We start from the raw sequence: 16621 nt of genomic DNA, 5'->3' as shown, positions 1-16621 counted from the left end.
GACCTGATCGCGCACCTTGGCGTGCTTCTCGAGCTCTGCACGCACACCCCGCGCAAGAGCGGCAACACCATCGACCTCTACACCCCGTTCCCGTGGGAGGCCCTCCGCGCCGAGGTGGCGAAGCTCAAGGTGCAGCGCCACGAGCGCGGCCAGCTCGCACGGCTGCCTGGGTGCATCTGCCTTGTGCTGGGTCGATTGCAGGGGACCACGATATCTTGGGCCTGCTTACCTCTTCTCAACACCCTCCAACGTGCCCACACGAGGAACTGTTCCTCGCCGTCCAGCGTTGGAGTCTCCTGATACCCCTCATGCGGTTCACAGTGTCCGCCATGTCCTGGCGCATGGTCTTTGTCTTCTGCCTCCTATCGCTGCTGCCCCCCCAGGCGGTGGCCCAGGAGGCGCGTCCGGCTGGAAAGTCCGTGCTCCTGCTCATTCCCGAGGATACGGCGCTGCCCGCCATGGCGACGCTCGTCGCCAGTCTCCGCTCCTCCTTGTGGGGGGCCCAGGACGGCCCGATCACTCTGGATGTCGAGAGCCTGGATCTAGGTTGGGCCCGCGGGCCTTCCTACACACACGCCCTGTACACCTGGTATCTGGCCAAGTACCGGGAGCGTCGGCCGGATGCCCTCATCGCCTTCCGCTCCGACGCCATCCAGTTGGCCCTGCAGCTGCGCCGGGAGCTGTGGCCGGATATCCCGATGATCGTCCTCTCCGAGGACGAGCGGCTCTGGGAGCAGCAGCCTCGCCCGGAGCGGGTGGCGGGCCTCTGGCTGCATTATGACATGCGGGCCACCGCGGAGCTGGCCCTGCAGCTGCTGCCCAGCACACGGAGGCTGGCGCTCGTCAACGGCTCCAGTCCCTGGGAGCGCGCTCGGCAGGAGCAGCTGGTGCGAGAGCTGCAACCGCTGCTGGCGCAGCGGGGGCTGGAGTTCATCGACCTGAGCAACCTGCCACTGGCCGAGATGCTCGAGCGCGCGAGGACCCTGCCGGACGACACCACTGTCCTCACCTTCACCTTCATGACCGATCCCAGCGGGAGACCCTTCGTGGGGCGCGAGCTCGCACGCATGTTGCTCTCCGCAAGCAACCGGCCCTGCTTCGCCCTCCACGACACCGTCCTGGGTCTGGGGTTCGTCGGCGGAGCGCTCGTCAGCTACGAGGCCGTGGGCCAACAGCTGGGCATGCTCACCTCCCGCGTGTTACGCGGAGAGCAGGAGGAATTCCTCGCGCCCCTGAAGCCGGCACCCGTGGACACGCTGACGGTCGATGCCCGCGCGCTGCGGCGCTGGGGCATCCCCCGCGAGCAGGTGCCTCCCGGGGTGCGGCTCGCCTTCGACGAGCCCACGCTCTGGGAGCGCTACCGCTGGTGGGTCCTGGGGGCCCTGACGATCAGCGGCCTGCAGGCGCTGGTGGCCGGGGGGCTCGTGGTGGAGCGCCGCCGCCGCATGCGTGCCCAGGCCGAGCTCCTCGAGCGCCAACGCCGGGAGAAGCTCGCGGAGATGGAGGCGCGTCGAACCCTGGATCAGCTGGCCCACGTGAGCCGGGTGGCCGCCCTGGGCGAGCTGGCCACCTCCCTGGCTCATGAGCTCAACCAGCCCCTGGCCGCCATCCTCAGCAACGCCCAGGCCGCACGCCGCCTGCTGAACGCCACCCCCGCGGAGCTGGACGAGGTGCGCGAGGCCCTCGAGGACATCATCTCCGACGACAAGCGCGCGGGCGAAGTCATTCACCGCATGCGCGCGCTGCTCAAGCGGGGGGAGCCCCGGCAGGAGCTCCACTCGCTCAATGACCTGGTGCGCGAGGTGGCGCGCCTGCTGGCCAACGACATGCACCTGCGCGGCGCGACCCTGCAGCTGGCGCTGGCCCCGTCGCTGCCCGCCGTCCAGGGGGACGGAATCCAGCTCCAACAGGTGATGCTCAACCTGCTCATCAACGCAATGGAGGCCATGGCCGATGTCCCCGCGGGCCAGCGCCAGCTGCAGGTCCGCACCGCCTCGCCAGGCCCGGGGCAGGTGGAGCTGAGCGTGCAAGACTCGGGAGGAGGGATCGAGCCGTCGCGGCTGGTCCTCATCTTCGAGCCCTTCTACTCCACCAAGGAGCACGGGCTGGGCATGGGGCTGTCCATCAGCCGCTCCATCGTCGAGGCGCACGGCGGCCGCTTGCAAGCCGAGAGCCCTCCGGGGCAGGGGGCTTTGTTACGGTGCGTGCTTCCCGCGGCGCACATGGAGTCCTCGCCATGACACAAGCCCCCGCCACCATCTTCCTCGTGGACGACGATGAGTCCGTGTTGCGGGGGCTGGGGCGGCTGCTGCGGGCCGCCGGCTATGCCACGAAGTCCTTCGCCTCGCCCTCCAAGTTCCTCGCGCAGCTGTCCGGGGACACGCCGGGCTGCGCCGTGCTGGACCTGCGGATGCCGGGGCTGAACGGGCTGGAGCTGCAGCAGGCCATGGAGTCCAAGGACTGCCACCTGCCTGTCATCTTCATCTCCGGCCACGGGGATGTGCCAGCCAGCGTCAGGGCCATGAAGGCCGGCGCCGTGGACTTCCTCCTGAAGCCCTATGATGAGCAACAACTGCTGCGAGCCATCTCCGAGGCCTTGCTCAAGGACGCGGCGGCCCGCGCTGGCCGCGCCGAGACAGCCGCGCTGCATGCCCGTCATGCCGTCCTCACTCCCCGCGAGCGCGAGGTATGCGCGCTGGTGGCCCAGGGGATGACCAACAAGCAGGTCGCCCAGCGGCTGGGCACCACTGAGAAGACCATCAAGGTGCACCGCGCCCGCGTCATCCAGAAGCTGGGCGTGGACTCGGTGGCGGAGCTGGTGCGGTTCGTGGACCGGCTGGGCCAGGGCTGAGCCCGCGCTGTGTAAGCACTAGGTCCAATATCCACTTCCCGACATTCCAAGTAGAGAGCGGGGCGCACGCTCGCTATCTCCAGCGGAGCCCGGTGTGCGTGACGGGGTGCCTGGCGACCGCTCGAACCCGGGCGACGCCGCCATCTTCGGGCACGACTTCGCCCACCCGTTCCGCGTTTCCATCGCCCATGTCGGGCGTACCTCGAGGAGGGTTCATGTCCTATTTGCTTTCGAGGTGGCTCGCAGCGCCAGCCACCGCATTGCGCGCCGGACTGGTGCTTGCACTGGCTGTCAGCACCCTCGCCGCTTGTCACGACAGCGCACCGGTGGCCCAAGACGACACCCTCGAGACGGCGGAAGACACACCCCTCGAGGTGCACCTGCCGGCCAGCGGCAACGGGGCACTCACTTTCAGTATCGTCGACGCGCCGGACCACGGCACGCTGAGTGAGATCAGCGCCGATGGCTTCGTCACCTACACCCCCGGCGCCAACTACAATGGCGAAGATGCCCTCACCTTCCGCGCCACCAACAGCAAGGGCCAGAGCGCCCAGGCCACGGTGACCATCACCATCACGCCAGTGAACGACGTCCCTACCATTTCCCCAGTGGCCAACCAGAGCATCACTGCTGGCAGCTCGACCGGCGACCTGGCCTTCACCGTGGGCGACGTGGAGACCGCCGCCGACAGCCTCACGGTCACCGCCACTTCCTCCAATACCGACCTGGTGCCCAACGACCCCAGCCATCTCGTCCTCGGCGGCTCCGGCTCCAGCCGCACCCTCAACGTCGTCCCCGCCAGCGCCAGCGGCTCCACCACCATCACCCTCTCGGTGAGTGACGGCTCCGCCACCACCTCCACCACCTTCGTGGTCGACGTCACCAGTCTTGCGAGCCTCTACTGGGTGACTGCCGCCGGCTCGCTGTGGAGGGTTCACGTGAACGGCACGAATGCCATTGAGCTCCAGACCGGCATCAGCGGGGCAGCTCTCGTCGCCACCGACCCGGAAACCCGTACCATCTTCTACAAACGCGGCAACGCAATCGTTCGAGCGGACAGTGATGGAGCGAACCCGGTCGATATCGTGCCGAACGGAGGCAACCCCTCCGGGCTGGCAGTCGATTCGACGAACCGCAAGCTGTACTGGTCCGATTTCAACGGGAGCCGGGTCATGCGCGCCGAGCTGGACGGCAGCAATCCAACGCAGGTCGTCGGCGGCATCGATAGCCCGTCCGCCATCGCGTTCGATGTCCCGAGCGGCAAGGTGTATGTCATTACCTACAACAACACCAGGCTCGTACGATTCAATTTCGATGGTACCAACCTGGAGACCCTCGCTTCAAACCTGGGCGGCCAGGGCGTGGGCCTGGCGGTCGACTCGAGCGGCGGGAAGGTGTACTACTCGACCCGCGGCAACAGTATCTATGTCGCCAACCTGGACGGCTCCAACGCCACCACCCTGGTGACCGGCCAGACCACAGTGCACGGGATTGCCATCGATGTCACGGCCGGGCGGCTGTATTGGGCGGATTGGCTGGCTGGAATGATCCGGAGCGCCAATCTGGCCGACGGCAGCGATATCCAGGACGTGAGCGCGGGCAGCGGCAGGAACTTGGCTCTGGCCTGGATGCCTGCGCCGTAGCCAGGAAGCGGGGGCTGGCGCGCCGAGGCCAGCCTCGCACCTGCCCAACAAGCAAATCGTACATCAGCTCGGCACCACTGAGAAGACCCTCAAGGTGCATCGCGGCCGTGTCATCCAGACACTGGGAGTCAACTCGGTCGCCGAGTTGGTGCGGCTGGTGGACCGGCTGGGCCGGGGCTGAGCCCGCGCTGTGTAGGCACAAGGTCCAATATCCATGACCTGAAACTCTGAGTAGAGGTAGCCGCGCCGACATGACCCGGCGCCTCCTCTGGCCGCTGGCCGTCTGGGCCTTTCCCCACCATGAACCCAGGGCCACTTCGCATGAAAAACCTACCGCTCTCCCTTCTCGCCTTTTGCTTGACGCTGGCAGTCACTGGCTGCCACTGCTCCTCATCTCCATCAGAAGATTTCTCGCTCCGTGTCGTCCTCGCGGAGACCAGCGTCTCCGCGGGGATGAAGACCACCGCGAAGGCCCAGCGGGTCTATGACGATGGCCGCGTCGTCGACCTCGACGCCTCCACTTCACAGCAATGGACATCGTCCGCTCCTCAAGTGGCCTCCGTCGAACCGCAACCGGACGGCACCGTCAACGTGACGGCTCTCCAGCCCGGTAGCGCCATCATCACAGTCAACGCGGACGAAGCCTCGGGCGAGGCAACTCTCGAGGTCACCGACGCTCGCCTCCTCTCGCTGCAGGTGTCACCCACCAGTGCCTCTGTGCCCGTAGGCAGCACGCAGCAGTTCACCGCCCAGGGCAGCTACGGCGACGGCACCACGCGCGACGTGACGAGCAGCGTGACGTGGACCTCGAGCAACACCACCATTGCCACTGTGAGCAACTCGGGCCTGGGCACCGGCGTGGCCGCGGGTGGGCCCGTCACCATCACCGCCACCCTGGGTGGCGTGAGCGGCACGGCTCAATTCACCATCACCCCTCCGCCGCCCGTGCTCACCTCCATCAAGCTCACCCCCGCGACGGCTTCGGTGCTCTCGGGCTCGACACAGCAGTTCACCGCTCAAGGCAGCTACAGCGACGGCACCACGGTCGATGTGACGAACAGCGCGACGTGGACGACGAGCAACACCGCCATTGCCACCGTGAGCAGCACGGGCCTGGGCACCGGCGTGGCCGCGGGTGGGCCCGTCACCATCACCGCCACCCTGGGTGACGTGAGCGGCACGGCTCAACTCAGCGTCACTGGGTGGACGTCCGCAGGGTCCATGTCCACGAGCCGCGACAGCCACACCGCCACGCGGCTCGACTCGGGCCGGGTGCTCATCGCTGGGGGGCGCAATGGGACAACCACCCTGCGCAGTGTGGAGTTGTACGATCCAGCAACCAACTCCTGGTCTCCAGTCGGTGCCATGTCCAATGGCCGCTTCGCTCACGCCGCACTATTTATCCCCGAGCATGGTTCCGTGCTCGTCACTGGGGGGTACAATGGGACGACCCCCCTGCGCAGGGCGGAGGTGTACGATCCAGCTTCCGACGCCTGGTATTACGCCGGTGACATGGCCATGGGCCGCTACCATCACACCATCACGCGGCTCCCCTCGGGTAATGTGCTCGTCATCGGCGGCACCGATGGCAACAACGCTTTAGCCACTGTGGAGGTGTTCGACCCGCTCACCAGCATCTGGTTTCCGGCCAGCCCCATGAGCACCGCCCGCTTCCACCACACCGCCACATTGCTCCCCTCGGGCAAGGTCCTCGTCTCGGGAGGGACCAATGCCTCCGGGAGCTTGAGCAGCGCCGAGGTGTACGACCCGGCCACCGATTCGTGGGCTCCAGCTGCCACCATGGTGACGAGCCATAGCCTTCACGCGGCCACGCTGCTCTCTTCTGGCAAGGTGCTCATCTCAGGGGGGCAATCGCTCACCGGGCCCTCTTCCTCTGAGCTGTACGATCCAGACACCAACAACTGGTCCGCGGCTGGCTCCATGGCCGAAGGCCGCTCCCGCCACACCGCCACGCTGCTCGCTTCGGGCCAGGTGCTCGTCGCGGGGGGCGACGGCAGCAGCTATTACAACACCGCGGAGTTGTACAACCCAGCCACCTCTTCCTGGTCCGCAACCGCCTCCATGGCCGCGTCCCGCGGAGCTCACACCGCGACGCTGCTGACCTCAGGCAGGGTTCTCGTCGTGGGTGGCGAAGATGGCACCCGCCCACTTGCCACGGCGGAAGTGTACGTGCCCTGAGCGCAAAGCCTCTCTGAAGGTTGCATCGAACCCGCAGGCGAGTGATTTATCGCCTGCCCTTCAGTGAGCAGCCAGCCCTTCAACCCGACAATGATCAATTCCTTATCATCCCAGTGAAGAGATCCGGCTGAAGAATGCATCGGACCCTGGCGCCATCAATCTGGGGCCGAGCCAAAGTCTGACGTTCGAGTCTTCCTGCGCGCGCTGTTTGCCCTGCAGCGTCGGAGGGCACGGACGAATTCCGTCGTCACTCACCCGTCACACGCCGCCTCGGCGGCCTGGAGCCAAGCCATGCCCATCGCCGTTCGCTACGTCACCACCAACCCCGGTCGGACCGCGGAGTTCACTTTCAGCGGGCACAAAGTGCTCAACTACACGGTCGGCATCGCGTACTGGGAGTTCAAATTCACCGATGGCCAGGACCACTTCGTCCGCACCATCGAGCTCGACCTCGTCCCCAACAAGGTGAGCGAAGAGACCATCGCCGTCAAGGTCAACGGGACCTTCAAGGACGACAGCAATCACACCCTCGACACGACCAAAAGCTTGGTGGTGGTCTGCTGCATCGCGGTCGTCGACTACGCGAACAACCAGGTCACGCTCGCCTCCGCGGAAGGCATCAACAACGGCGAGCAGAGCAACGGCATCACGATCCCGTCTGGGTCGATCAAGATCGACGCCGCCTTCCTCTCCGGGTGGGAGCTCACCTTCAACAACGATCACCAGGTGAGCTCGATCCAGCTTGGGACGGGCGCGTACGAGAACGGCAACACGGCCTACATCAAGGCCACCGCGTCGATGAACGACCGTTCGAACAACGTTGCCACGACGGCGCGGATCGACGCCGGCCTCCTCGCCGCCACTTACTCCGATGACGGGGTGTACACGGCCTACCTGCGCGAGCAGCAGACGACCGACACCCTCAGCGTGGATCTCAAGGTGCCGCTCTCCGATGCGGTGGTGCTCCTCCAAAACTACCAGGTGACCTTCTGGAAGAACCAGGACAATAACGTCAAGACGGTTGGTGGCGGCTGCAAAATGTGGACAGTCGAGGGGTCTACCGTCCGGCTGACCTCGCCGCGGGCCTTCATAAACGATGACGTCGGGAACCAGGAGACGGACGGCATCTCCAACGGCTCCGGCGTGACGCTCCTGGTCGTCGGCGTCCCGAAGCCCGTGGCGGCCTCCTAGTTCCTGCTGGCTGGACCCGGCCGGTGCCCCGCTACGCCGCGGGGCACCCTCTTCCCGTCCCGTGCCATCCGCGCGGGCCCCAACCCATTCGCGCGCGCGCTCGAGGCCTATCATGTCGTCGTCCAACCCCCCGTCGCAAAGCCAGCCCCCCGCCATCCGCACGTTCCAGATGGACGGCAGCTCCGTCGGAAACCTGTCGAGCTCCGTCAACCTGTTCCGCGGGGACGTGAACCTCACCCAGAGCCTGTTCACCCTCCCGGGGCGCTCCCAGGACAACGGCCTCGACGTGACGTTGTCACTCCAGTACCAATCCAACGTGGTCCGCGAGGCGACGACGTGGAACCGCGAGGCGCCGACGGGGGTGGTCGGCCTCGGCTGGAGCCTTCCCCTCTCGTGGATCGAGGCGGTGTCCTCGGGCTCGCCGGTGACGGGCACGCGGCAGTACGCGCTCTACGACAACGGGGTGCCCAACACGCTGGTTCGCCAGCCGTGGGCCCCCCGCCTCTTCTCCGCTGACGCGGCCCTCGCCGGCAGCCTAGCCGACGGGAAGCCCGTCCCCGCCGCGCTCGTCGAGGAGTTCCACGCGCACGGGCTCCTCCTGTCGGCGGACGCCATCGCGCGGGGCGGCCATGGCACCTGGGAGCTCGTCGACGACACCCACGAGCTGCTCTACACGCTCGAGGTGGGAGAGCGGCTGCTGGCGAAGGACGGCGGCGAGGCGTACCAGCTCCAGAACTACCAGTTCTGGAAGGTCCAGTACTACCCCCGCTACGAGCGTTGGGTGGTCACGAGCGACTCGGCGGTGCGGCGGTCGTTCGGAGGCGGTGTCACGCGGAACGCGGCCGGCGCGCGCAGCGTGAACGAGACGGTGGCGTGGTCGGTGTGGTGGAAGGGACGCAACGGTGAGCCGCTCTGGAGCGGCGCCTCGATGCGGACCGAGGGGCAGGTCCAGGTGGCGCGCGCCTGGTACCTCGGCCGCGTCACGGACCGATTCGGGAGCTCCGTCACCTATGCCTACAACGGCTTCGAGCGGACCGGCGACGGCCTGATCCGCGGCTGTGAGCAACGTGTGGGTGCCGGCGGGCTGCCGTACACCAAGGCCGTGTATCTGACCCGCGTCACCGACGTGTTCGGCCGCACCGTCACGCTCGACTACGGCGACAAGCTGTGGAGCGCCGGGGAGACGGCCCCTCGCGAGTACGCGGACCCGCACCGCGCCGTCCCCAGCGACGCCCCCGGTGCATGGCAGGACCGCTACGAGACGCGCTTCCTCGACAAGCTCACCATCCAGGCGGCCGACGGCTCCACCCTCTTCACCTTCCGCTTCACCTACGAGCCGCGGCCGGACGCGTCCGGCCGGGAGCGCGAGGTGGCCAACGTCACCGGTGCCACGGGCCCCCTCCGGGGAGACACGTTCAAGCGCTTCCTCACCGGCATCACCCAGTTCGACCAGGATGGCGTGGCGAGCCCCGGCCTCGTGCTCGGCTACTACCTCGACGCCGCGGCGGAAGGCGGCCAGCCCGGGGCCCTCGCGACCCTCACCTATCCGGAGGGCGGCAACGCCACCTATACCTATACCCGCCAGGATCTCACGCTGTGCGAACGGCGCGCGGAGGTGAAGCGGCCGGACGCCGTCGGCAGCGGCTCGCCACGCGTCTACTATGGCCCGGACTACGCGGTCGTCACGTACTACAACCAGGCGAACGGCCGGCTCTCACTCCAGGTCTGGACCTGGGGGGGGTCGTGGCTCACATGGCAGCTCGACCCGGACGACGCCCTCCTCGACACGCGCGGCCTCGATCTCGACAGCCTCCAGGCCGTCACCAACCAGGACTTCTTCGCGCTCACCTTCACGCGCACCACCCCGTCGGAGCGCGCCGTCTACGTCTTCGACCGTGACGTGGCGCGGCCCGGCCAGTGGCGCAGCGCCACCATCGACGGGGTCACCACCGCGAAGAACGTCCCCACCCTCACGTGGCCGACGACCGGCGCCGCCACGACCTTCGTGGGCGGCACCACCTGGCTCGCCGTGGCGCAGATGAGCAGCAGGACCCTGTCCGGCAGCTACGATCTGCTCACCTGGCGATGGACCACGCGGGCGTGGACGCGCGAGACGATCACGACCCCCCGCTACACATGGATCGCAGGCGGGGGAGAGTACCTCGCCACGTTGGATCTCGACGGCAAGCTGGCGCTCCGCTGGCTGGACAGTCTGCTCGTGTGGCAGTCGGGGACCGCGACCACGCTCCCCAAGTTTTCGACGATGGACCTGAACAGTATCGCCCTCGTGCCGGGCGCATCGCTCGTGGCGGTGTCCAACCTGACCGCGAACAACGACCAGTGGAACGCCTACCGCGTCTGGGTGGCGCAGTGGACGGCGGCCTACGCGCTCGAGGTCCACGAGCTCGGCGAGTTCACCGACACCTTCGGGCAGGGCAACCCGCCCACCACGTGGATTCCGGAGGTGATCGACGACACGCTCGTCGCCATCAACGGCAACCTCGCGCGCTTCGATGGCGCGGCGTGGGCGGTGAGCACGGCGCTCAACCCGGGCATGCCCTACGCGTATCGCGACCAGCGCTACGCGTTCGGGCCCGACTACGCCATCCAGGTCATCGTTCCCACCGACGGCGTCGGCGAGGCCGTCGGGAAGGTGATGGCCTACGACCCGACGATGGGTTGGAGGCCGGCCCCGGCCGCGTTGGGCCAATCGCTGCCGTTCCAGGATGATCAGGCGGACAACTGGCCCACAAGCGGAGGTGCCGACTGGGCGGTCGTCGGCCCGTACGTGTACTTCCGTGGCACCGCGTCGGACTGGGGTGCCGTCGTGACCTCACCGGCGTCAGCCAACCTGGCTGCCCTCGTGAGCGCGGAGGGCTACGACTTCGACTCCGAGTCGCTCGTGGACGAGGGGCCGACCTTCCTGGCGTTCACCGCCGAGAAGGGGAGCTCGTCGCAGCGGGTCGAGGCTGTCGTGCTGCGAAACGGGCAGGTGGGCAAGCCCGAGCCGTTCCTCAAGGAGAAGATGGTCCGCGGGGATGGCCCGGGCACCTCGCCCAAGGGGCCACAGCTTTTCGCCACCTACCTCGACAACGCCGTCGACTTCAACGCGGCGACGACGGTGTACCTCCACCAGTACGCCGGGGACGCCTTCGCCGGTCCCATCGCGCACTACGCGGTCACCGGCCTCGACGTGACCGACGGCTATCAGGACGAGATCCCGACGCGCTACGTCTTCGACACGGGCACCGCGGGCTGTGATCCCTTGGGCAATATCGTGAAGTACTTCTCCGCCCGCACCTGCTCGGGAACATCGGATGCGGCGAACCCCGTGAACGGGTGGGTGGACAGCACCTACCTCAACGGCATGGCGGATCAGACCGGCGCCAACTATTACGACATGCTCGACGGCCTCCTGCTGCGCACGGAGACGCGCGACCGCGACGGCGTGCTGCTCGAGAGCACCGAGGCCACCTGGGTCGTCTACCAACAGGTCGCCTCCGACGTCCTCGAGCCCGAGACCATCGTGCTCCGCGGCGGTTGGGTGGTGCAGACGGTGGACACGCAGGTCATCAACGGTGTCACCAACACGAAGACCACCGTGTACGTACCGGTCGGCGCGCCCGGCTCCGCGACCGGCCAGCCGGTGACCCTCTCGCTCCGGCAGTACGGGGGCGAGGGCCAGGCGCAGACGTTCGTGCAAACCACGGTCCAGGGCGTCGCGGTTGATGCCGGTCTGGCCGCGATCCACGCGCTCACCGACCCCGCGCAGGTGAGCAACACGGTCACGACCGACACGGGCACGGTCCCCGTGCAGGTCATGGCGACGACCTACGCCGGCTGGCCGAGCGCCGAGGGCGTGCTCATCGCAGCGGCCGAGGCGAGCTTCGGCCTCCTCGACGCGGCGGACGTGGCGTTCCCGTTCGCCGCCTACGCACCGGGGGACAACCCGGCCGGCTGGGCCCTCGCGGCGCGCACCACGGAGCGCACGGCCTATGGCCAGGAGCAGGAGAGCGTGGACGGCCTTGGCGTGCCGACCGCCACGATCTACAGCGCCAACTGCGAGTTCGCCGTCGCATGCTCGTCCAACGTGCCGTTCGGCGGGCTCGCCTTCCTCGGCTTCCAGCCCTACGAGGACACCTCCCGCTGGACGCTCTCCGGCGTGGAGTATGAGGCGGACGACGCGCGCACGGGCATCCGCGCGGCCCGGTTGCCCGGCGGCGCCAACGCCTCCCTCGCCGTGACGGTGACGCCCGAGGCGCCCGAGGGCACGTACCTCGTCGGGGTGTGGGTGCGGACACCGGCCGGCTTCGCCGCCGACGCCACCACCGGCATCTCCGCGACCGTCACCGTCGACGGCGTGGCCGCCACGCCGGTCTTCGTGCCGCTGCCCGCCACGGACGGCGCGTGGCGCTACGTCACCGTGCCCGTCCCGCTCGGCGGCCCCCAGGTGCTCGGGGGCGCCGTTCCCGCGCCCGATCGGCGCTCCGCGGCCCGCCGCGCCCGCCTCGCCGCCCGTCCTCGCCGGCCGAGGACCCACGTGACCGGCAGTGCCCCACTCGCGCCCCGCTCCGCCGCCACGGAGGCGTCGGTGGCGCTCGCCTTGTCGATCACGAACACCACCGCCAGCCCGGTGACCCTCGACAGCGTGCTGGTGGCCCCCCTGGCCAACAGCCTCGCGGCCCGCACCTTCGACGAGCCGAGTCAGCAGGTCACGTCCACCCAGGACGCGAGCGGCCGCACCACGCGCACGTACTATGACCGCGTCTTCCAGCCGACCGTCTCGGTGGGTGCCTCCGGGCAGATCAAGGAGCTCGCCCAGCGCTTCCTCTCGCGCCGGGGCAACGACGGCGTCTTCTCGCCCATGAGCCCCAACGCCGAGGTCACCCTGCACCCCGCCACCGGCGGCGTGCTCGAGACCTTCCGTGACGGCGACCGTTGGCGCGAGCGCTGGAGCGCGTCCGCCGGGTGGGCGGCCGCGGACGGAGCCCTCGTGCACACGGGAGCCACCGCGGGGCCGGTCACCTGGCGCGGCACCGCGGTGGGGACCCGCGCGGTCTACTTCGAGCTCCAGGCGCGCGACGTGGTCGCATCCGTGTCCGTGGGCAACGTGACGGTTCGCTGGGATGGCGGCTGGACCGCGTCCCAGGCGGGCGTGGCCTGGACCGCGTTGGCCACGCCTCCCCTCGAGCAGCACTGGCTCCTCGTCGTCGGCGATGGCGTCGTGCTCTTCTTCGCCGGAGGCCAGCTCCTCTACAGTCAGGCGGTCCGCCCTGTCGGGGACACCGTGTCCATCACGCTCGCCGGGGAGGGCGCCATCCGCAACCTCTCCGTCGTCGAGGGCGTCCGCGTCGGCGTGTCCTACAACGACGCCGCCGGCCGACAGCGTCAGGTGCAGCAGCTCCATGGCGCCGACAGCATCGTGGTCGGCCTCGTCTACGACGCGCTCGACCGCCAGCTCGTGACGACGAAGGGCGCCCCCGGCTCGTTCGGCTCCGGCCAGCACCAGCCCGTCCTCCAATACCGGCCCGGCTTCGTGGACGTGGAGGACTTCCTCGCGAATCTCTCCACCACCTGGGAGCTGAAGGGCGACGTCACCGACTACTACCGGGGGCAGACCGAGGACGGCATCATGCGCTCGGACGACAAGGGCTACCCCTACCAGGGCACGCGCTACGAGGCCTCGCCCCGGCAGCAGTCGATCGAGCAGGGCAGCCCTGGCAAGCCCTATGCGATCGACCTCTCGGTGCCCGAGGAGCAGCGCCAGACCACGCGGCTCCGTTTCGGCGCGAACGCCGCGGGGAGCCTCCCGGCCGGCCAGTACTTCCAGGACACGCTCACGAGCCCGGTCCAGACGCGGTCCGTGCGCCTGACCGACCAGATCAGTCAGACCGTGACGAGCACCTACGTGCCGAGCGCGGGGGAGGAGGTCTCGCGCACCTCGGGCAACCGGACCTACACGGCGGGCGCGTTGGGGCCCGCGGCCACGCTCCAGACCGCGCTCCCCAACGCGCTGGTGAGCGGGCCTCAGCAGGACCCGAGCGCCTACGCACAGCGGACGACCACGGACGCCCTCCAGCGCACCGAGTCCCTTGCCGATCCCGACGCGGGGGAGACGCGGTTCGTGTCAGACGTGGCCGGGCGGCTGCGCTTCGTGCAGCCCGCGATGGATGCGGGCGAGCAGTGGTTCGTCTACTACAAGTACGACGCGCTCGGGCGCATGGTGGAGGAGGGCACCGTCTCGGCGGCGTGGGACCCCGCGGCGCTGCGCCTGCTCGCGAACCAGCCCGACTGGCCGACCGAGGGGTCCACGGTCGCGGTCACGATGCGCTACGACGGCGACGGGGACGAGCCCACCCTCATCGGCAGGAAATGGATCTCGGTGGCGAACAATCCCGGGGAGGACGGTGACGTCACGGTCACCGAGGAGCTCGGCTACGACGACGACGGGCACCTCTCCTCGATGCGCATGACACTCGACGGGCCCACGGTCGCCGACGGTACGGTCACCTACACGTACGACAACCTCTCGGAGGTGGTCCGCGTCGATCTCCCCGCGGGAGCCTCGCTCGCGGCGGTCCACTACGCCCATGATGACCTCGGGCACCTCGTGTCCGTCGGCACCGCCGCCGGCCTCGCCGACCTCGCGGCCTACGGCTGGAGCGCGGACGGCGCGGTGCAGCGGGAGGTGCTCGGGCAGGGCACGTGGACCCGGCTCGTCGACTACACCTCTCCCGGCCAGGTGGCCGCGATGACGACCACGTCGGCGGCCGGCGACCAGTCCTTCGCGCTCGCCTACGCCTATGACGCGGATGGCGTCGTGCGCACCCGCGGCGTGCGGTGGCGCTTCGCCGGCAAGGACACCAGCCAGGAGGAGGTCTTCGGCTACGACGGTCAGCGGCGGCTCCTCACCGCGGCCGGCGCCACGACGATGACCATCCGCTCCTACGATCCCAGCGGCAACATCTGGGAGGCCGAGGAGAGCGGCACCGTGGTGGCCACCCCGTGCGTCGACGGCTCGGACCGTGTCGCGTCGCTCACCGTCGGGTCGGGGCCGGCCCAGCCGCTCACCTGGAGCGCGCGCGGCCAGCTCCTGACGGGCGCCGGCCGCACGTTCGGGTACGACCGTGCCACCAGCATGACGACGCGCATCGAGGCCGGCGGCGCGCTCCGGCTCGCCTACGGCGGGAGCCAGCAGCGCGTGCTCAAGCGCCGCCGCGACGGCGCTGACAGCGTCTACTTCTTCGGCGCGGGTCTGGTCCCCGTGGCTCGGCGGGATGGTGAGTCCTGGACGGTGCTCGTACAGGGGCCGTCGGGGCTCCTCGCCCTGGTGGGCACGGCCACGCGCTTCGTGCTCCCGGATCCGGACCAGTCCGTGTGGGCGGTCGTGGAGGGCGCCACGCTCGTGGCCCGCTACGCGTACGCCCCGTTCGGCGGCCTCACGCTCGCCGAGGGGGACCTGGCGGCCACTCCCTACCTCTTCCAGGGGCAGGAGTGGGACGCCGAGGTCGGGCTCTACAACTTCCGCGCCCGCATGTACGACCCGGTCCTGCGCCGCTTCGTGACGCCGGATCCGCAACGGCAGTTCGCGAGCCCCTACATCTTCGCCGCGAACAATCCGCTCGGCATCACCGACCCCACCGGTGAGCTCTCGGTCTGGGAGCGGATCGGCATCGGTTTGGCCATGGCGGCGATCACGGTCATTGGCTTCGGGCTCTCGGTCTTCACCGGCGGCGCATCGGGCGCGGCGGTGAGCGTGGCGAAGGGCGTGGCGAAGGGCGCAGTGAAGGGCGCGGCAACGGGCGCGGCGGAGGGCGCAGCGAAGGGCGCGGCGAAGGGCGCGGTGAAGGGCGCGGCAAAGGGCGCGGCGGAGGGCGCGGCGAAGGGCGCGGCCGAGGTGGCCGCAGGGGCCTCGGTGGCCGAGGGCGCGGCGAAATCGACCGCGTCCATCTCCACGAGACTCACCAAGTTCGGTCTCAATGTCGCGGGGAACACGCTCACGAGCGCCGGGATATCCGGACTGCAATACGACGTGCAGCACGGCCGCGACTTCACGGCCAAGGGCTTCTTCGAGGCCATGGGGATCGGCGCCGCCGCGGGCTTCGCGAGCGGGGTCGTGAGCGGCATCGGGGGGCACGCGACGGGCGGGCTCTCCAGCAAGAAGGGGCGTGCCGGCATCGCCGCGCGCATCGGCGCCGAGGCCACCGTGGGCGGAGTGTCGAGCGCGGTGTCGAACGACGTGACGACGATCCTCACCAATGTCCAGCAGCACCAGCCCTGGTACCAGGGGATTGCCAAGAGCACGATCACCGGCTTCGCCTCGGGCGCTCGCACTGGCGCGCGCGACGGCGTCTGGAGCGAGTACGTGAACACCCCCAAGGCCGGGGGCGTGTCCGACCAGGCGACGACACGCGTGAGCACCATCGTCGACAAGGTCAAGTCGACCGCAGCCTCCAACGGCGCGTACAAGATCTACGGCATGGCCGCGTTCTTCGCGATGCCCGGGTACGTCGTGTGGGGCGCGGCCGACAGCTGGGGGCGGCACGACTGACGCGCGGCCAGCTCGCCCGTCTGCCGCTGGCGGCTTCAGGAGAATCGGCATAGGGGGTAGCGAGGTCGCCTCGCTACTCCCCTGCCACACCCCTCCAGGGTGTCAGACAATTCGTAGGGGCCCCGATCGGACGCGTTACAGTGGGCCTCTCAGGTTCCTCCTCGCCCGGGGGAACCCTCTCCCGAG

The 16621-nt window shown here is 69.0% G+C and carries 7 protein-coding genes; all 7 read left to right on the top strand.

Annotated elements, in window-relative coordinates; genetic code table 11:
• Positions 1–329: 329 nt before the first annotated feature.
• The 7 genes from DAT35_RS54110 (at position 330) to DAT35_RS54080 (ending at position 16435) form a co-directional block, all read left to right on the top strand.
• Positions 330–2240: an ATP-binding protein gene (locus DAT35_RS54110; RefSeq protein WP_108077370.1), complete on the top strand. Its 1911-nt coding sequence runs from the start codon at positions 330–332 to the stop codon at positions 2238–2240.
• The gene (locus DAT35_RS54105) at positions 2237–2851 is read left to right on the top strand and encodes a response regulator transcription factor (RefSeq protein WP_108077331.1); all 615 of its coding nucleotides are present in this window, start codon (positions 2237–2239) and stop codon (positions 2849–2851) included. The genes DAT35_RS54110 and DAT35_RS54105 overlap by 4 nt, the downstream gene beginning before the upstream one ends.
• A 215-nt stretch (positions 2852–3066) precedes the next feature.
• The gene (locus DAT35_RS54100; RefSeq protein ID WP_108077330.1) at positions 3067–4494 is read left to right on the top strand and encodes an Ig-like domain-containing protein; all 1428 of its coding nucleotides are present in this window, start codon (positions 3067–3069) and stop codon (positions 4492–4494) included.
• Positions 4484–4675 (top strand): LuxR C-terminal-related transcriptional regulator, encoded by a 192-nt coding sequence (locus DAT35_RS62030; protein ID WP_108077329.1) that lies wholly within the window; start codon positions 4484–4486, stop codon positions 4673–4675. The genes DAT35_RS54100 and DAT35_RS62030 overlap by 11 nt, the downstream gene beginning before the upstream one ends.
• Positions 4676–4947: 272 nt before the next feature.
• Complete coding sequence (locus DAT35_RS54090) at positions 4948–6693, top strand: kelch repeat-containing protein (RefSeq protein WP_158502321.1); 1746 nt, start codon at positions 4948–4950, stop codon at positions 6691–6693.
• A gap of 291 nt (positions 6694–6984) precedes the next feature.
• Positions 6985–7884: a hypothetical protein gene (locus tag DAT35_RS54085; RefSeq protein WP_108077327.1), complete on the top strand. Its 900-nt coding sequence runs from the start codon at positions 6985–6987 to the stop codon at positions 7882–7884.
• Positions 7885–7996: 112 nt separating this feature from the next.
• Complete coding sequence (locus tag DAT35_RS54080; RefSeq protein WP_108077326.1) at positions 7997–16435, top strand: RHS repeat-associated core domain-containing protein; 8439 nt, start codon at positions 7997–7999, stop codon at positions 16433–16435.
• The last annotated feature ends 186 nt before the right edge of the window (positions 16436–16621 follow it).

The sequence above is a fragment of the Vitiosangium sp. GDMCC 1.1324 genome (assembly GCF_003044305.1).
Taxonomy (GTDB): Bacteria; Myxococcota; Myxococcia; order Myxococcales; family Myxococcaceae; genus Archangium.
This window is presented reverse-complemented; position numbering and strand designations above follow the sequence as displayed.

Excerpts from the sequence above, each read along its gene's own strand:
- DAT35_RS54110 (WP_108077370.1), top strand. The coding sequence starts at position 330 with ATGTCCTGGCGCATGGTCTTTGTCTTCTGCCTCCTATCGCTGCTGCCC.
- DAT35_RS54105 (WP_108077331.1), top strand. The coding sequence starts at position 2,237 with ATGACACAAGCCCCCGCCACCATCTTCCTCGTGGACGACGATGAGTCC.
- DAT35_RS54100 (WP_108077330.1), top strand. The coding sequence starts at position 3,067 with ATGTCCTATTTGCTTTCGAGGTGGCTCGCAGCGCCAGCCACCGCATTG.
- DAT35_RS54090 (WP_158502321.1), top strand. The coding sequence starts at position 4,948 with ATGAAGACCACCGCGAAGGCCCAGCGGGTCTATGACGATGGCCGCGTC.
- DAT35_RS54085 (WP_108077327.1), top strand. The coding sequence starts at position 6,985 with ATGCCCATCGCCGTTCGCTACGTCACCACCAACCCCGGTCGGACCGCG.
- DAT35_RS54080 (WP_108077326.1), top strand. The coding sequence starts at position 7,997 with ATGTCGTCGTCCAACCCCCCGTCGCAAAGCCAGCCCCCCGCCATCCGC.